Below are 17,225 nucleotides of genomic sequence, written 5' to 3'. Positions count from 1 at the left end.
TTTTAAGGTACCTCAAAGGTTAAAGTAGCTGTATAACTTACTTCGTTACATTTATCTTTTAAATCATCTGGGGCAGGAATCCTTACATTTGCTTTTATCAACCAGGGTCCCCAGTGAATAATCCTTATCTTGGCTATACCTTCAGAATCTGTTGAAGTAGCATAGGCAAAATCATCACCAGTTGAGAATCCCATATAAGTAGCATATACATTGCAAAATCTTGCAGGCTTACCTTCAAATAAAACCTTTACAGGTAAAAAATCTCCAACTTTAAGAAAATATGGATTTTTCAAAGGAATGATCTCTAATTTATGACCTACAGGTTTTGAAAAAGAGTCATCTTCTTTCCCGCCAACATTTATTAGACTCTTAGCGTATTGCTCAGAATAGACACTTAAAATAACTTCTTTTAATCCTGTTTTTGGTCCGAGTTTATGATGTATTTTGTCTTCTTCGATATACATTGTGTAAAAACCTGGTTTTTTTATAGCTGAAACTATATAAGAACCTGGTTGTTTAAACCTTATTTTCGTAACAAGAAAATCTCCTTTACCAGGGGTTATCATTTCTTTTCTACCATCAGGATAAATCAAAGAAAATTCTTGCAAATTCTCACTACTTAAAGAGTCGTCTACAGGATAATGATGTCCCCAGCCAAAATAGACTTTGGTTATTGCTCCATACTCAGGATGCAATTCAGGAGAATAATCTGTAACATTGATCCATAGAGTATGGGCAAAGACACTTGCAGTAAATAAGAAGTAAATGCTTAAAAACAGACTGATCAAAAAGCTCCTCCTCATTTCACACCTCCTGTTTTTTTTTAGTTAAAAATTTTTTCCTTCAAAGCAGAAAGCCAGTCAAGCATAGCCTGAGTTAAATTTACATACCAAAATTGACCTGCAATGGTAAGATCAATATAATCCCCGTTTATTTCAATTAGTCCCTTTTCCTTCCATGCTTCTAAAAGTGGTGATAAAAGTTCTGCAAAATCCACATTATACTGAGACTTAAAGCTTGAAAGGTCAAGATAGCCTCTATCCATCTGCCCAATAATTTCTGAATAAAACTGATATTCTTCTGGCATATAGACCATAAACATAATAGGCTTTTCACCTCTATCAATTCTATCTATGTAACTTTTAATGCCCCTGTCAATAAACATGGTATACCTTCCCAATCTTCCACCTGCCCCAGCTCCAAATGGCAGCATATCTGCACCTGATACTACAAAGGAATTATAAATATTTCTTTCCCTTGTATTGGCTGCCCAATGAGAAACGCTTAATCTCCTCATTCTCCTTGCTTCCATAATCTCTACACCTTTTTTAAACATTATTGCCTGTTCAGGAATACTAGCAGCGGGTGAGATATCCCCTTTTTCAATTTTCTCTTTAAGTTTGCTGTCCTCATACACAATAAGTTGATAAAGGTCTCCGCCGTCTATACCGCTTTCAATTAATGTCTGCACATCCTTCTCCCAGATTTCCATCGTCTGCCCAGGCAAACCATATATAAGGTCTATAACTACAACTGCCCTACCAAGATTATGAATATATTTTAATTTTTCCAATATTTCCTCTCTATTATGTACTCGTCCTACACTTCTCCTTACTTCTGTATCAAAAGACTGAACACCAAATGAAAATCTGTTTATGCCTCCCTCAAGACAAACTTGTATCTTTTCATCGTCAAATTCGTAAAATCTTGCTTCAAAGGTAAATTCACAGTCATTGGCTAATGGTAAATATGTATTTATGGCTTTAAGAAGTTTTTCTATATTTTTAGAAGATAAGGCTGAGGGGGTTCCTCCCCCAATATAGACAGCTTGAAAGGGATGGGATTTCACAAAGATAGATTCAGAACTCATTCTTAATTCTTTAATGAGTCTATCAATGTAGGCATCCTCAAGTTCTTTATTAGAAAAATTTTGAAAAAATCCACAATAAAGACATCTGGTCTGACAAAAGGGAATGTGAATGTATGCCACCCTCTTTTTATTTTGTCCTTTCTGTTCCATAAGCTTATTCCATATAACCTGCCATTCTTCCTTTGGTATAGGTTTACCCTTAACAAAAGGATGAACACTCCTTCTGGAATCAAAGGCATATCTCAAAGGATCATCAGTGTCATTACCGAAAAACCATTTTACATCAATTGAATCGCTCTTTATTATTTTCGTTATCTCTTTAATAAATCTATCTGCCTTGCTTTTTATTTCCATAAAACCTTTTGTTTTAAGATTTTGCTTCAGTTTTTATTTTGTTTATAATAGTTTCTGCAAATTTCCAGGCTTCCTTTTTATCCATATAAGTTCTTGGCTTTAACCTTTTTTGTATTTCCTCATCAGGTAGCTTAAGAATCGTTTTGTAAAATCTCAAAAGCGATTCTCTGTCCTCTTCGCTCAACTTTTGAGGGACAAGTTCCCCATGAAGCATCTCTGCATGAATTACAGAGTCCTTTAACATTTCTATCAAGGGCTTAAGATAAAGTAATCCACCAAGAATTTTTCCTTTGTAAAATACAGGGGTCGTCTCTATGGCAACACCAAATAGTACAATCTTTTTCTTTTTTAAAGAATTTAGATTTTTCTCTACAAATGTCTTTAATTCCTTAAGCACCCCTTCGTAATAGATTCCTGAACCAAGAACTACAATATCGTATTCTTCAAGGGAACCTGCATTTTTTACATCCACTACTTGAGCGGAAATTCCTTCATATTGTAATCTCTCACCAATCCATCTTCCTATCTCTAAGGTAGAACCATATCTTGATGCGCATATAACTATTGCCTTCAATTTATTTACCTCCATTTTTAGAATTCTACTTTTAAGCCACCCAAAAATTCAGTTCCATCTATGTCATACTCATCAGGAACATTTTTTTTGTTAAATATATTATCTATCCGGGCAAAAATCTGAGCATATTTCCCAATATTCTTTTTTAAAGCAAGATTGCATATAGTGTATCCTCCCAATCTTTCATAATTGCTGTCATATCTTCTGCCTATATACTCAGTTTCAAAAACTGCCTCCCCATCAATTTCCGGAATTTTGTAAGCTAAATATAAGGTCAATTTGTGCCTTGGTTTATAAGTTAATTCTTTACCTGTTGTCTTATCCTCTGTATCTAAATAGGTATAACCCAAATTTGCAGTCAGATTTTTGATTGGATAACTCATTAAGTCAAATTCTATTCCCTGAGTGCGGGCTTTTCCTATATTCACCCAGTAAAGGTCCCAAGGAGGACGAGGTCTTTTTCTCACTATTTTATAATCTATAAGGTCATCAATATCGTTTCTGAAGAGAGTAAGTCTGGCTAAAAGCTTCTTTGAGAATTTATATTCTAAGCCTACCTAATAACCCCAGGATTTTTCTAGGGCAAGGTCTGGATTGGCATGCACAATATAGGGTCCCATTCTCCATCCTTCACCGTATAATTTCACCAAAGACGGACCTTTAAATGCTCTTCCTACAGATGCCCTTAATTTAAGGTTCTCTGTGGCTTTATAAAGAACACTAAATTTGGGGTTTGTTTCTGTTCCCCATCTATCATGGTCGTCAACTCTTACTCCCAAAACAAATACAAAAGGAGAAAAATCTATCTCATCCTGAATGTAGAAACTGTTGGTTTCCTGATCTGCACTGTACCTCTTTCCTCTATCATCTATATCTTCTTTCCAGTATTGATAGCCAAGAGTTAAAGTGTGTCTATTCATAATCAGACGGGTATAATCTATTTCAGCTTCATAAGAATCAGTATGCCAGTTTGACGCATGGTCTTCAGTCCAATGTTTATAATTGAACCAGGAACCCCTTAATTTTAACTTGGATAACTCGTCAGGAGTCCATTCCCAAATAGAATTTAACCCATATCTTTCCTGTTTGCGATCACTTTCCCTCATTTTTTGTACAGAAAAATAGGGTTTTAGCATTAATTTAGATCTCGGTGTAAATTCATACTGGATGGTCCCCTGCAATATATCTTCCCAATATTCATCTGTTTCTTTATGAACACCATCTGATCTTCTGTAAGTATAATTGAGAAAACCTCCGAGCTTACCCAGTTTAGCTCCACCCCCTGCTTCATAAATTTGTGTGTCACGGGTACCAAAGGAGGTAGAAGCAAAAACAGTGGGCTTTTTTGGTGCGGATTTGGTAATAATATTAATTACTCCACCTACAGCATCACTTCCATAAAGAGCTGAGGCAGGTCCTTTTACAATCTCAATTCTTTCTACCATTGCTGTTGAAATCTGCTGTAAGTCAACAGCATCAGCATGCCCTCCTAAAACCCTCTGCCCATCAACTAAAATTAAGGTATGCCTCTCTTCCAATCCATAAATCTCCACTTTACCTTTATCACCCCAGTGATTTACATTTTTTCTTACCCTAATTCCACTAATTAATTCCAAGGCATCCTGAACAGTTTTAACCCCTCGTCTTTCCAATTCCTCTTTTGTAATTACCTCTGCTGAAACTGGCACATCACCAAGGGTATGCTCAGTTTTCGTAGCAGTAACTATAACCCGTTCTAAATTAAAATCCTCTTGGGCAAAACTTAACCCAGAAAAACCAGCTACCCCTGCAACTAAGATTCCGAAGGTCAATTGGAAAAACTTAAACTTTCCCATTTTCTTACCTCCTGCAACAAATAGCTTCTAATTCATGGGTCCCCCTACGATGGGGGACCACTCTTATATTTATTTCACTGGAGTAAGCATGATTTTTTCAGCCATACCATGCCCTATGGAAACAAGAGCCCCTGATTCTACAGTCAGATAATAAATGCAGCCCTGGTGTTTGGCTGGCCCAGAGGTAGCAACTCTTGAAACCAGTTTGATTATTTTACCCCTTTCAACTCCACTCTCCTTAAGCCTTTCCTCTAATTCAATTCCGCTAATAATATCTATCAGTTCACCTTCAGTTCCTGCCTCAAGCTGGCAAAGTTGTAAAATGTTATCTCCAACTTTTACTAACAATTTTGATGCCTCTCCTGTGCAAAATTCAATTTGTCGTCCATTGGCCTCAATAGAATAAGTCTCTTCTGCCACATGTCCCTTAACCTTCACATTTAATCCCTCTTTTAAACCCAGCTTTTCAAGCCCATCCTTTAGTTCTTTCCCAGCTTCAAAACCCCTAATCGTTCCACTGTCACCAGCTTCTAATTCCAGAAGTCGCTTCTGCTTACCATTTACTTCCACAAGCACTTTGGTAGCAATCCCCTGAGCCAAAATTACCTCTTTTCCTTCCACCTCTACTGCCAGCGGACCCCGATGTTCATGGGTAAGGGGGGATTCTAAAAGAACCTCCTTTCCCTCTTCAATGCCCAATTCTTTTAAATACTTTTTTAAATCCGCTCCTCCTTCAATTTTTACTACCTTAAACTTAGTGTATCCACTTCTCATCCAATCTTTTAAAGGTTTTACATCAGCCATCACCACACCTCCTTTTTGTAATTGAATTTGAATTTCAATATTATCAAAAAAAATTTTTTTGTCAAGGAGTCTCGTAAGTGGCAGATTTCTTCCACTTACGAGAAAGTAGTTGGATAGGATTGACACATTTGATAAAAGAATTTAAATAAAATAAAAGGGGGAGGAGGGAGCAAAATGAGTGCAGAACTTCCTGAAATACCTATAAATTATAAGGAAGATTTGCATAATTTGGAATATCTTAATGAAGCAGATTTGATACTTTTTATGGCTGGGAATCAATTCATGGTAATGGAAGAATTGCTTGAAGCCTTCCAAAAAGAATATCCAGAAATTAAAAAGATTTTTTATGAGACTCTTCCTCCAGGTCTTGAACTTAAACAAATTCTTGCAGGAGGAGCCCGTTTTGGAGATATAGAAATCAGAGTTACTCCTGATGTTTATACAGCAGTTAGCGAATCAGCAATGCAGGAATTATTAAAAAGAGGACTTGTTAAAGACTATTTTATTTACCTTCATAACCGAATTGTATTGATGGTTCCCAAGGGCAATCCAAAGGGAATAAAAAGCGTAAAAGATCTTGCAAGAGATGATATTAGAATTTCTCAACCAGGGCCTTTAGAAGATATAACCCGCTATATTGTGGAAATGTATAGGAAAGCTGGAGGTGAAGAACTTGTGCACAGAATTATGGAAGAAAAAAGGGCAGAAGCTACCACCATTTTTACTTTGGTTCATCATAGAGAGACTCCTCTGAGAATTGTTAAAGGAACCGTTGATGTAGGACCTGTGTGGGCAACTGAGGTAATATATGCTCAAAAACAGGGATTACCTGTTGAAATGATTGAAGTAGGAGAAGAGCTTGATCAGAGAGACAAAGTAAATTACTACATAGCAATGCTTACTAATGCTCCCCATCCTGAAGCTGCTAAAAAATTCTTAGAGTTTATAAAGACACCTAAGGCTCAAGGTATTTATGCTAAATATGGATTCGTGCCGCATTTTACTCCCTCTTAGAAATAAAAGAGCTGTGGCTAAAAAAATAAAATTAAAATTAATTTTTTTGCTTTTGATAATCTTAATATCTGGTTGTGCTCCTACCTTAAAAGAAGTTCCTAAGCTTCCCAAAGAAGCAATAGAGGCAGAAAGATTAAAACAAAGAAAAATAGCACTTTTTACATATTTTGAAAGAAGGGAAAGACTAAACAATGTCTGGTATAGTCTTATAACTGGAGCAAGTCCCTTTTGTAAAAAAATTTAAACCTGTTTATGGATTTGAATTGCATGACAAAACCATGTATAAAGAAGAAGATGTAAAATTGTTGAGTGAAAGATTTGTTCTTGATGAAAAACCAACTGTTTGGTATGTTCATGAAAACTCAACAGCCTATAAGGCTGGATTAAGAATAAATGATAAAATTTACTGTTAAAGAAATCAATGAAAAAAAATTAAAAGGAGAGCCTCTTCTTCCCTCTAAAAGCTTTTCTGAGTCTGAAAAGAAAACCAAAGAAAAAACGGATTAAAGATTTTTCAATTTATTTAAAATCTTTTCTAATTTTTCAATTTCTTCTTTTGTAAAGGGTTTATCTTTATAATAGAGATTTTCAAAAACCTTGACAAATTTTAAAGCTTCATTTTTTAGATTTTCATCTTTTATTTTGAAAATAAATTCTTCCAGCCCTCGCTTTCACTTTTTTTATAACCTTTTCTTTCTAAAATCATTAAAAACTCTTTTACCAATTTTTCTTCAGGTTTTAGCTTTTTTATAGCTAAAAAATATTTAAATAGTAACACACTCAAAACACTTATTAAAAGAATTACACTCAGAAAGTAGCTTAGAAATTTTTTATTTTCAAAATTTTTAAGCTCGGGTATTTTAGCAATTTTAGTAAAACTTTTAAAAAGAGATATCTGTTTTTTTAGATCGTAATTGAGGACAAAATTTATGTAGTAGTAATTTATAGTCTCAAGAATGTATTCAAGTTTGGAAACCCCTTTTTGGCTTTTAAGTGGATAGATTGAGAGAGGGGTAGGGTCATATCTTACCCATCCTTTGCCTTCAATGAAAGCTTCAACCCAAACATGGGCATTGCTTTCTCGCACAAGGTAATATCCACCCACTTCATTGTAAATTCCACCCTTATATCCCGCAACAAGCCTTGCTGGTATTTCATTTAGTCTTAATAAAATTGCCATTGAAGAGGCAAAGTACTCGCAATTTCCTTGTTTATATTTAAATAAAAAATCTTCCAGCGGATTTTGAGAAACAGGAAGATCCTTTAAAGAATATTTGTACTCTCCATATTTCAAAAATTTTAAAATTTTTTCAGCGGTTTTCTCTTTTGAGGAAGCTTTTAAGGTTTCAGCTAAGTCTTTTATTTTTGGAGAAAGATTTTTAGGAACCTGTAAATACATATTTTTGTCTATTTCTTTTTCAGGTATTGTATCTGTTAAAACTGAAAGAACTTTATATTTGATTCTTGATACCACAGGAAAAGGTAAAATAAAGGTAAAATCAGTAAAACTTACAGGAGTTTTAAAGCCTAACTGATAATCAATCTTATAAGGTATGTCAAGTCCAAATAGATATCTATCTCCATAGGGTTCTAAGTATATAATTTGAATAAAGGGAATCCCTTTTAAAATTAGTTTATTTTCTGACCTCTTATGTTTAGCAGCCATCCAGGTTTTTCCGTTGAAAAAATCAAAGGTTATTCCTCTCCAGTATAAAAAGTCATCTTTTAATCTTTTCATTTTTACCCTAAAGACTACAGCATTATTTTCTTGTATTTCTGAAACCTCCCCCAATCTTACATTTTCTGAAAAACCTGTTTTTGCTCTTGCTTCTTTGTTTAAAAATCCAAAAATAGGAAAGTCTGTTCTTGGAAGAATAATAAAAAAGAAAACTGTAGAAGGAATAGCTAAAAGGGGTATGAGACTCGTTTTTAAAAATAATTTTGCAATTATTTTTTTAGGAAGCGTGATTTCTTTATCCTGAGAATGGTAGGTTAGAAGGATTATGGAAATGTTTAAAATAACGATGTAAAGAAAAAGATATACTAAAAAGGTTATGCCAAAAGAGATTAAACTACTTCCTGCAAAGATAAGAACAGAAATAAGATAGATCTGCATATAGTCTCTAAATTTTTTTTCTTCAAGAAACTTTAAGGAAAGAAGAATTAGCAGAACTTCAAGCGCTGGCTGAAGGATGTTTTCCAGATTTACATTGTAAAACTTAAGTATTACTATAAAAATGGCAAAAACATTGATAAGTGTGCGATTTATGTAAATTTTTTTATATTCTAAATAAATAGAGCTGAAAAAAATGATTAAAGCAAGGAAGTAAAAGGAGAAGGTAATTTTTTTAAAAAGAATGATGAAAGAAAGAAGTCCTGCAAAATAGGTAAAAAACTTAACTGCGGTTTCAATTTTATAGGTCTTTTCTTTCTTCATAAAGGGCAAGTTCTGTAAGTAAAGTTAATTTGTGTTTATAAGATAAATCGGGCTTGTAAAATTTTTCTTTTATTTTTAGTCCTACAGGCTTTCCTTGCTTTATTAATTCAATTATCAGGTAAGTAAGATAACTCAGTTTTAGCTCTATATCAGGAATTTTTATCTTTTCAAATTCTATAATTACAGGCTGATTAGCGAGTTCTGAAAGTTCTTTTACTTTAAGTTTATCGGTTTTTGCAGTGGCCTTCCAGTGTATGTATTTTGCAGGAATGCCTTCTACATAATCTTTTATAGAAAGTATATCTCCTTCAAATCCGGGTTTTTCTGTATCTAATTCTCCTTTTCCTTTTTTGTCTTTGTAGGAAAGAAGATTGATTTTTTTTGGCTCAGGAAAGACCGTATAAAAAATGTTTTTAGAAAGCTTTTTCCATCTTACGAAAAAATTAAAAGGGAAAACAGAGATAATGTAGACTTCTTTTAAGTTATGTAATCCCCTTTTTTCAGGTTTTATCTTTAATATAGTAGAGACTTCCTTTTCAAAATACGGAAATAGATAAGAAATGTTAAAATCTTTTATTAAAATCCGAATTAAGAAAGCTGGGAAAAATCTTTTTTTATTTAATAGAGTTATTTTTATAAAAGCTTCTTTATTGGCATACATCTCTTCTGGGAAGGAGATTTCTAAATCAAGAGCCTCTACATTTCTTTTCCCAAAAACACCTGCAAGAAACATAAAACTTAAAAATGCAGAAGTAATGAGATAAAGAAGATTATTTTGTGTATTTACAGAGGCAATCCCGAGAGCCAAAGTTACTGCTATGTAAAGCCAGCCAGCTTTCGTTAATTTGACTAAACTGGAGTTTTTATGCTTTCTACCAAAGATTTTATTATCTCCCTTTTGCTTCCTTCGTATTCTTCTTTAAATATAACTCTATGAGTAATAACAAATTCTGCAAGTTCTTTTATATCTTCTGGTATAACATAATCTCTTTTATTAAGATAAGCATTAGCTTTAGCTGTAGCAACTATAGCAAGAGCGCCTCTTGTTGAAAGTCCTGCATAAAGGTATTTGCTTTTTCTTGTGGCTTCAACTATGTCCAGAATATAGTCTGCGATTTTATCTGAAAGATAAATTTTCTTTACTTCACTCTGAATGGAAATTAGTTCTTCTCTTGAAATAAAAGGCTTAACTTTATGCAACTCCTCTCTTTTACTTCCCTCTTTTAGAATTTCTTTTTCAGCAGATCTCGGAGGGTATCCTATGGAAATTTTCATAATAAATCTATCAAGCTGAGCTTCTGGAAGGGGAAAGGTTCCGTAAATTTCTATTGGATTTTGGGTTGCTATTACAAAAAAGGGTTGAGGAAGACTGTAGGTTTTCCCTTCCACCGTAACTTGTTTTTCTCCCATAGCTTCTAAAAGAGCACTTTGGGTTTTTGGGGTTGCACGATTTATTTCGTCTACAAGAACAATGTTTTTAAAAATGGGACCAGGACGAAATTCAAATTCACCTGTGTTTTTGTTGTATATGGAAACACCTGTAATATCTGAGGGAAGAAGGTCTGAGGTTGCCTGTATTCTTGCAAAATCAAGTCCGAAACACCTTGCAAGTGCAAGGGCAAGAGTAGTTTTTCCTACTCCGGGAAGATCTTCAATAAGAAGGTGTCCATCTGCTAATAAGGCAATAATAGAAAGTTTTAAAGCTTTTGTCTTTCCGTGAAGATAATTGGAAAAGTAATTAATTAAAGTATCTATGTCAAGCTTAAAACCCATATTTATATTTTAATGTTTTCTTTTAGCTATTTAAAAGATTAAGAAATTCTTTTAAATTCCTTAATGCTGAAATGTTAAGCTCAAGGTTGTGTTGATTTCTGTTTAACAAGAACGCTTTTATTCCGATTTCACGAGGATTAAAATAGTCAAAGATGGGATGATCTCCTATATGGACAATCTCTTCCGGTTTAACTTTAAGTAAGTCGCAGATTCTTCCGTAAAATTCTCTTGATTTTTTAACTTCCTTAAAATCTGAGGTTGCAGAAAACACACGATGAAATAAGGGTAGAAGTGGGTTTAGTTGAAATAAGATAAAATCTTTTTCTGCATTGGAGCAAATTATAAGTTTATAACGAGTGCTAAGAGATTTAATAGCTTCTTCCGCATCTTTGTAAATTTTTACTTTATCTCTATATTTATTAAAAAGCTCTTCTTTTGTTATATTGAGTTCAAAACGCTTAATCCAGTAGTCTAAGTAATACCATTCTATTCTATGTTCTCCTACCTCATCGTAGGCTCTGGTTACAATTTCATAAGCTTTTTCAAAGCTTATGTTGTGCTTTTCAGCGTAAAGAGAGGGTATTCCCTCTAACCAGACAGCATTTACAAAATCAGTTGGAACAAGTGTTCCGTCCATATCAAAAGAGATAATTTTTATTTTATCCAGCATACTTCAATACATTTCAACACTAATTTTTCTAAGCTTCACTTTTGAGCACTATAAAAAATATTATACTTTTTTCTGAATTTCCAATACTATGAAACTGTTACTTGTTTAAGAAAAAATTGGTTAATTAAAATTACCTCAAAAAATTATGGATTGATTATGATGAAAAGGAAGATGTTCTCTATATTAGCTTCAAAAGACCTCAAAGAGCTACGGAAACGATTATGACAGAAGAGGGAATTTTATTAAGGTATAAGGATAACGAACTGGTTGGCATAACTATTCTTGAAGCTTCAAAAAATGAGCTTAAATGAAGAATTGACAGCCCAGCTTACTGAAGATTATCTCGTTGAACAGCCAGCTATAAACTGGTTGAAAGAGCTTGGCTATGATTATATACACGGCTCAGAATTAAACCCAGAAAATGGGGGAGAGAATCCTACAGAGATGTCATTATCAAAAGGCGCTTTATTCATGCCATAAAGAAAATTAATCCATGGCTTGATGACTTTTTAGCTGAAGAGGTATATAAAAAAGTTGTTCATCTTGAGCATCCAGATTTTGTAGTAAAATTGGTAAAGTTGCATCTGAAATACTTTCTCATGCAGAGATGCTATATGGAGTATGATTTTTGTTCTACAAGGAAATTCCAATGCTCAGCAAATCACCCCTCCCTTTATAAAAGAGCTTGAAATATGTGAAAAAACTATTAATCTTTGTGAAAAAATAGCTTAAGAGGTTTTCTAATTAAAAATGATTAAAGAAAAGGATCTTAAAGATATTAAAGTGGAAAATCTAAAGATTTTTTTAATAAACGAAGCAATTTCAAATAAATCTCTTCCACAATTAGAGGAGTTTCTCAATAATTTAACAAAGTATCTTCCTTTAAAAATAGAAGTAAGATATGAGGAAATTCCGGCTTATCCGGCTTTGAAGTTAACGGATAAAGAAGAGAAAATAAAGATTTATTATATGGCAGTTCCTGAAAGACTTGAGTGGGAGCCCTTTTTAAATGCGTTAAAAGCGATCTCAGAGAAGAAAAGTTTTCTCAATGAGGATGAGACTTCAAAGATAAAAGAACTAACTGCTTTTGTTGAGATTAAGGTTTTTATAACTCCCTTTTGCCCATTTTGTCCCGCAGTTGTAGATAAGATAAATCAATTAAGTATTGCTCAAAATTTATTAAAAACCTTTATTATTGATGCAACACTTTATCCTGAACTTTCTCAAAAATATAAAGTTACTGCTTCTCCTACAGTTGTAATCAATGAGGAGTATTTTCTTGTAGGAGATGAGGCAAAAAAGAATTTACTTAGTTTTATCGAAAAAGCTGGAAAAGCAACTTATGATAAAGAGGTCTTAAAGAATTTACTTAAGCAGGCTCAGGCAGAAAAGGTTATTGAACTTTGTGGGAAAGATGAAAAGTGTTTTTATGCTTTAATAGAACTTTTAGAAGCGGATGAACTTTTTACAAGAATTGGTGTTATGAGAGTGCTTGAAGAAATGGCTGAAAAGAGAAAGATTCCTGAGAAAATTTTATTTCAATTGATGGGAATGCTTAAAAATGCTAAAGATGAAAGAGATAAGGGAGATATTCTTTATTTGCTCGGATTAATTGGGACTCCCGAAATCGTTTCAGAGATTGAAAAGGCAATAGAAAATGAAACTCTCATTGTAAAAGAAATTGGTAAAGAAGCTATAGAAAGTATAAAAAAGAGAGCACAAATTCATTAGAGTTTTTATTTTTTACTACAAAATAATTTGTTTTTTCTTGACTAATTTTAAAAATTTTTCTAATATATAAATTTTAGTAACCAAAAATATTTAGGAGGTTTATTATGGGTGGTTATGCAGGAAAGATTTTAAGAATTGATTTGAAAAATAAAAGCATAAAAGTAGAGAACCTAAACTTTAATTGGGCAAAAGAGTATCTTGGAGGAAGGGGACTTGCAAGTAAATATCTCTATGAAGAGATAGATCCTCAGGTTGATCCTTTAAGTCCAGAGAATAAGTTAATAATTGCAGCAGGAACTCTCACCGGAACTTCTGCTCCTACAGGTGGAAGATATATGGTTGTTACCAAATCACCTTTAACAGGTACGATTGCTTCTTCCAATTCAGGAGGATTTTTTGGCGCAGAATTGAAATCTGCAGGATATGATATGATAATTCTTGAAGGAAGAGCAGAGAGTCCTGTTTATATAGCTATAGAAGACGAAAAAATTGAGATTAAAGATGCTTCTCATCTTTGGGGAAAACTTGTTTCTGAAACAACAGAAACTTTGAAAGCTGAATATGGAGATAAAGCCAAAGTTTTGTGTATAGGACCCGGAGGAGAAAAACTTGTAAGATTTGCAGCAGTTATAAATGATTATGACAGAGCTGCGGGAAGGTCAGGGGTTGGTGCAGTTATGGGGTCTAAAAATGTGAAAGCTGTTGTGGTTAGAGGAACAAAAGGAGTAAAAGTAGCTGACGAAGCAAAGGTAAAAGATGTTGTGGCAGAAAAGATAAAAATCCTTCGTGAAAATCCAGTTACTGGTGAAGGATTACCTGCATATGGAACAGCTATTTTGGTGAATATAATAAATGAACATGGAATCTTTCCTGTAGCAAATTTCCAAAAGGCTTATACTCCGCATGCTGATAAAATAAGTGGAGAAACAATGGCACAGACCATTTTAACCAAAAAGCATGCTTGTTTCAGGTGTCCTATTGCCTGTGGAAGAGTGGTAAGGATTAAGGGAAAGGAAATAGGTGGTCCTGAATATGAAACTGTATGGGCCTTTGGAGCAGATTGTGAAGTGTATGACCTTGAGGCTATAGCTGAAGCAAATTTTTGGTGCAATGAATATGGTATAGACACTATTTCAGCAGGAGCAACTATAGCTTCAGCAATGGAACTTTATCAAAGAGGTTATATAAAAGATGAAGATATAGCTAAAGATGGTTTATCTTTGAAATTCGGAGATCCTGAAGCCATAGTGGGATGGACAATAAAAATTGGAAAGAGAGAAGGTTTCGGGGATAAACTTGCAGAAGGATCTTATAGACTTTGCGAACTTTATGGGGTTCCTGAGCTGTCTATGTCTGTAAAAAAGCAAGAACTTCCTGCTTATGATCCGAGAGGAGTTCAAGGACACGGACTTGCCTATGCAACCTCAAACAGAGGTGGATGCCATGTAAGAGGTTATCTAATTTCAGCTGAAATACTTGGTATTCCTCAAAAACTTGACAGATTTTCTCTTGAAGGGAAAGCAAAATGGGCAAAACTTTTTCAGGATTTAACTGCTGTTATAGACTCCATTGGGATGTGCCTATTTACCTCCTTTGCTCTTACACTTAAAGACTATACAGAACTTGTAAATGCTATATGTGGAGCAGATTACACAGAGGAAACCCTTCTTAAAGCTGGAGAAAGAATTTATAATTTGGAAAGGCTTTTTAATCTAAAGGCAGGAATAGATCCTTCTCAAGATACTTTACCCAAAAGAATTCTTGAGGAGCCTATTCCAGAAGGTCCTTCTAAAGGGGCTGTGCACAAACTTTCAGAGCTTTTACCTCAATACTATCAAGTAAGAGGCTGGGATGAGAAAGGTTATCCTAAAGAGGAAACGCTCAAGAATCTCGGCATAATTTAAAATTCATGATAAAGGTAAAACTCTTTGCCAATTTAAGAGAAGGGAAAGGGAAGGAAATAAATATAGAATTTAGTGAAAATCTTACGGGAAGAAAGCTTTTAAGAATTCTCAACATACCTGAAAATAGAGTTTCCATCTTTCTTGTAAACGGAAAGGATAAAGCTCTTGATGAAACTCTTTCTGATGGAGATATAGTAGCTATATTTCCCCCTATTGGGGGAGGTTAATTTGTGAAGCAGATTATAAGGTATTTAAGAAATCAGAAGACGATAAATCCGCATGAACAGGAAGTCCTTGCCAGAGCTAAAGTAGCTATTGTAGGGTGTGGAGGTCTTGGGTGCTATGTTGTAGAAATGCTTGCAAGAATAGGAGTTGGATTTATTTCGGTTGTAGATCATGAAACTTTTGAAGAAACCAATCTCAACAGACAGCTTTATGCTACAGTTAAAACCATAGGAAAATATAAGGTGTTATCTGCTAAAGAAAGACTAAAGCTTGTAAATCCTGAAACAAAGGTCAACCTTTTTCTGGAAAGGATAACAGAAGAAAATGGATTTGAAATTTTAAAAGGTCATGATGTAGTTATAGATGCTGTAGATGATATTCTGACCAAACTTCTTCTTGAAAAAATTTGTGAGGATTTAGGAATTCCTTTAGTTCACGGTGCAGTTGCTGGATGGTTTGGTCAAGTTAGTTCTGTGTTCCCTGGTGATAAAACAATTTCTTTTATATATAAAAACAAAAAAGAAGGTATAGAGAAAGAGCTCGGAACTTCTTCTTTTACTCCTGCTGTCATTGCAGGGATTCAGGTTGCAGAAACTATAAAGATTATACTCAAAAAAGATCCTACTTTAAGAAAAAAAATTCTTTTTATAGATCTTTTATCTCAGGAGTATCAGAAAATAGAATTATAAATTTTGGTGGTGCTAAGACCCGGAATCGAACCAGGGATACGCGGATTTTCAGTCCGCTGCTCTACCAACTGAGCTACCCCGACAACCAATAATTAAAATATAATATTTACTTTAAACAACTTATAAGATGTCCCAGTTTTTCTTTTTTAGTTTTTAAGTAATTGTAATTTTCAGGTCTTGGAGGAATTTCAAGTGGAACCCTTTCTACTACTTTCATCCCGTATCCCTCAAGACCAACTATTTTTCTTGGATTATTAGTCATGAGTCGCATCTGTCTTACTCCCAAATCTCTCAAAATCTGTGCTCCAATTCCATAATCTCTTAAATCGGGTTTAAATCCAAGAGCAAGATTAGCTTCTACTGTATCTTTTCCTTCCTCCTGCAACTTATAAGCTTTAAGTTTATTTAAAAGTCCTATACCTCTTCCTTCTTGCCTTAAATAAAGAAGAACTCCTTTTCCCTCTTTGGCAATCATCTCCATAGCTTTTCTTAACTGTGGTCCGCAGTCGCATCTAAGAGAACCAAAAACATCTCCGGTTAGACATTCAGAATGGACCCTCACTAAAACTGGATTTTCGTCAATTTCTCCCATTACAAGGGCTATATGAGTTGCATTATCAATGAGATTTGAATAAGCAATAAGTTTAAAAACCCCGTATTGCGTGGGAAGATAGGTTTCAACCTCTCTTTTGACTAAGCACTCTTTTTTTATTCTGTAAGCAATGAGGTCTCTTATAGTGATAATTTTTAAACCATGTTCTTCCGCAAATTTTTCAAGATCAGGAAGGCGAGCCATAGTGCCATCATCTTTCATGATCTCACAGATAACACCTGCAGGTTTAAATCCTGCAAGCCTTGCAAGATCAACAGCTGCTTCTGTATGACCTGCTCTAACAAGAACTCCTCCTTTTTTAGCTATAATAGGAAAAACATGCCCCGGAGTAATAAAGTCTTGAGGTTTGCTGTTTTCATCAATTACAAGTTTTATAGTATATGCTCTATCATAAGCTGAAATACCAGTTGTAATTCCATATCTTGCATCTATGGATACCGTAAAAGCTGTGCCAAAGGGATCTACCCCTCTTCTTGGCTGAAGAGGAAGTTCAAGCCTCTCTGCTGTCTCCTGAGTTATAGCTAAACAAATAAGACCTCTTCCGTATTTTGCCATAAAGTTTATAATCTCAGGAGTTACTTTTTCTGCAGGTATTATCAGATCTCCTTCGTTTTCTCTATCTTCATCATCAACAACGATTATCATTTTTCCTGCCTTTAAATCTTCTAAGGCTTCCTCAATAGTACTTATGGGCATAAAAATCCCCCTCTTATAAGTTGGTAAAAAAAATAC

General features: G+C 34.2%; 18 protein-coding genes, 1 tRNA gene and 1 pseudogene. 9 read left to right on the top strand and 11 right to left on the bottom strand.

Features of this window, described 5'->3' with window-relative positions; all coding sequences use genetic code 11:
* Nucleotides 1-2 precede the first annotated feature (2 nt).
* From ACLGLP_RS00180 to ACLGLP_RS00160, 5 genes and pseudogenes are all read right to left on the bottom strand, one after another.
* The gene (locus ACLGLP_RS00180; protein ID WP_492112931.1) at nucleotides 3-803 is read right to left on the bottom strand and encodes a DUF4198 domain-containing protein; all 801 of its coding nucleotides are present in this window, start codon (nucleotides 801-803) and stop codon (nucleotides 3-5) included.
* A gap of 20 nt (nucleotides 804-823) precedes the next feature.
* Nucleotides 824-2,224: a heme anaerobic degradation radical SAM methyltransferase ChuW/HutW gene (gene hutW / locus ACLGLP_RS00175; RefSeq protein ID WP_492112930.1), complete on the bottom strand. Its 1,401-nt coding sequence runs from the start codon at nucleotides 2,222-2,224 to the stop codon at nucleotides 824-826.
* Between the two features lie 13 nt (nucleotides 2,225-2,237).
* Entirely contained in the window at nucleotides 2,238-2,813 is a 576-nt protein-coding gene (locus ACLGLP_RS00170) for a flavodoxin domain-containing protein (RefSeq protein WP_492112929.1), read from the bottom strand.
* A 2-nt stretch (nucleotides 2,814-2,815) separates the two neighbouring features.
* Nucleotides 2,816-4,633, bottom strand: a pseudogene (locus ACLGLP_RS00165) (TonB-dependent receptor plug domain-containing protein).
* A gap of 69 nt (nucleotides 4,634-4,702) precedes the next feature.
* Entirely contained in the window at nucleotides 4,703-5,437 is a 735-nt protein-coding gene (locus ACLGLP_RS00160) for a FeoA domain-containing protein (RefSeq protein ID WP_492112928.1), read from the bottom strand.
* 174 nt (nucleotides 5,438-5,611) lie between these two features.
* On the opposite strand from ACLGLP_RS00160, the gene ACLGLP_RS00155 reads away from it, so the two are divergent.
* From ACLGLP_RS00155 to ACLGLP_RS00145, 3 genes are read left to right on the top strand one after another with little or no spacing between them, the layout of a single operon-like run.
* Nucleotides 5,612-6,451, top strand: coding sequence for a molybdate ABC transporter substrate-binding protein (locus ACLGLP_RS00155; protein ID WP_492112927.1), 840 nt, complete (start codon nucleotides 5,612-5,614; stop codon nucleotides 6,449-6,451).
* Nucleotides 6,452-6,464: 13 nt separating this feature from the next.
* The gene (locus tag ACLGLP_RS00150) at nucleotides 6,465-6,695 is read left to right on the top strand and encodes a hypothetical protein (RefSeq protein WP_492112926.1); all 231 of its coding nucleotides are present in this window, start codon (nucleotides 6,465-6,467) and stop codon (nucleotides 6,693-6,695) included.
* A 34-nt stretch (nucleotides 6,696-6,729) separates the two neighbouring features.
* Nucleotides 6,730-6,864 carry a hypothetical protein gene (locus ACLGLP_RS00145; protein ID WP_492112925.1) on the top strand — a complete coding sequence of 45 codons (135 nt, stop codon included), beginning with the start codon at nucleotides 6,730-6,732 and terminating at the stop codon, nucleotides 6,862-6,864.
* Between the two features lie 224 nt (nucleotides 6,865-7,088).
* Here the strand turns inward: ACLGLP_RS00145 and ACLGLP_RS00140 are convergent, their stop codons facing one another.
* From ACLGLP_RS00140 to ACLGLP_RS00125, 4 genes are read right to left on the bottom strand one after another with little or no spacing between them, the layout of a single operon-like run.
* On the bottom strand, nucleotides 7,089-8,888 hold the full coding sequence (locus ACLGLP_RS00140; protein WP_492112924.1) for a transglutaminase TgpA family protein: 1,800 nt from the start codon (nucleotides 8,886-8,888) through the stop codon (nucleotides 7,089-7,091).
* Nucleotides 8,866-9,696 carry a DUF58 domain-containing protein gene (locus ACLGLP_RS00135; RefSeq protein WP_492112923.1) on the bottom strand — a complete coding sequence of 277 codons (831 nt, stop codon included), beginning with the start codon at nucleotides 9,694-9,696 and terminating at the stop codon, nucleotides 8,866-8,868. Before ACLGLP_RS00135 ends, ACLGLP_RS00140 begins: the two co-directional genes overlap by 23 nt.
* A gap of 41 nt (nucleotides 9,697-9,737) precedes the next feature.
* Nucleotides 9,738-10,661 (bottom strand): AAA family ATPase, encoded by a 924-nt coding sequence (locus tag ACLGLP_RS00130; RefSeq protein WP_492112922.1) that lies wholly within the window; start codon nucleotides 10,659-10,661, stop codon nucleotides 9,738-9,740.
* A gap of 22 nt (nucleotides 10,662-10,683) precedes the next feature.
* A complete protein-coding gene (locus tag ACLGLP_RS00125) occupies nucleotides 10,684-11,331 on the bottom strand; it encodes an HAD family hydrolase (protein WP_492112921.1) in 648 nt (215 codons plus the stop codon).
* Nucleotides 11,332-11,480: 149 nt separating this feature from the next.
* On the opposite strand from ACLGLP_RS00125, the gene ACLGLP_RS00120 reads away from it, so the two are divergent.
* The 6 genes from ACLGLP_RS00120 to ACLGLP_RS00095 all read left to right on the top strand — a co-directional run bounded on the left by ACLGLP_RS00120 (nucleotide 11,481) and on the right by ACLGLP_RS00095 (nucleotide 15,880).
* Entirely contained in the window at nucleotides 11,481-11,642 is a 162-nt protein-coding gene (locus ACLGLP_RS00120) for a DUF2283 domain-containing protein (protein ID WP_492113746.1), read from the top strand.
* Nucleotides 11,629-11,811 (top strand): hypothetical protein, encoded by a 183-nt coding sequence (locus ACLGLP_RS00115; protein WP_492112920.1) that lies wholly within the window; start codon nucleotides 11,629-11,631, stop codon nucleotides 11,809-11,811. Before ACLGLP_RS00120 ends, ACLGLP_RS00115 begins: the two co-directional genes overlap by 14 nt.
* 270 nt (nucleotides 11,812-12,081) lie before the next feature.
* Nucleotides 12,082-13,062: a thioredoxin family protein gene (locus ACLGLP_RS00110; RefSeq protein WP_492112919.1), complete on the top strand. Its 981-nt coding sequence runs from the start codon at nucleotides 12,082-12,084 to the stop codon at nucleotides 13,060-13,062.
* A gap of 104 nt (nucleotides 13,063-13,166) precedes the next feature.
* Nucleotides 13,167-14,966 carry an aldehyde ferredoxin oxidoreductase family protein gene (locus ACLGLP_RS00105; protein ID WP_492112918.1) on the top strand — a complete coding sequence of 600 codons (1,800 nt, stop codon included), beginning with the start codon at nucleotides 13,167-13,169 and terminating at the stop codon, nucleotides 14,964-14,966.
* Nucleotides 14,967-14,971: 5 nt separating this feature from the next.
* A complete protein-coding gene (locus tag ACLGLP_RS00100; RefSeq protein ID WP_492112917.1) occupies nucleotides 14,972-15,193 on the top strand; it encodes a MoaD/ThiS family protein in 222 nt (73 codons plus the stop codon).
* A 12-nt stretch (nucleotides 15,194-15,205) separates the two neighbouring features.
* On the top strand, nucleotides 15,206-15,880 hold the full coding sequence (locus ACLGLP_RS00095) for a HesA/MoeB/ThiF family protein (protein ID WP_492113745.1): 675 nt from the start codon (nucleotides 15,206-15,208) through the stop codon (nucleotides 15,878-15,880).
* Between the two features lie 7 nt (nucleotides 15,881-15,887).
* Here ACLGLP_RS00095 and ACLGLP_RS00090 read toward each other — a convergent pair.
* Nucleotides 15,888-15,957: transfer RNA gene (locus ACLGLP_RS00090), tRNA-Phe, on the bottom strand.
* Nucleotides 15,958-15,986: 29 nt separating this feature from the next.
* On the bottom strand, nucleotides 15,987-17,189 hold the full coding sequence (locus ACLGLP_RS00085) for a bifunctional 3,4-dihydroxy-2-butanone-4-phosphate synthase/GTP cyclohydrolase II (RefSeq protein WP_492112916.1): 1,203 nt from the start codon (nucleotides 17,187-17,189) through the stop codon (nucleotides 15,987-15,989).
* Between the last annotated feature and the right edge of the window lie 36 nt (nucleotides 17,190-17,225).

The sequence above is a fragment of the Caldimicrobium sp. SLHALR3 genome, assembly GCF_058692735.1.
This window is presented reverse-complemented; position numbering and strand designations above follow the sequence as displayed.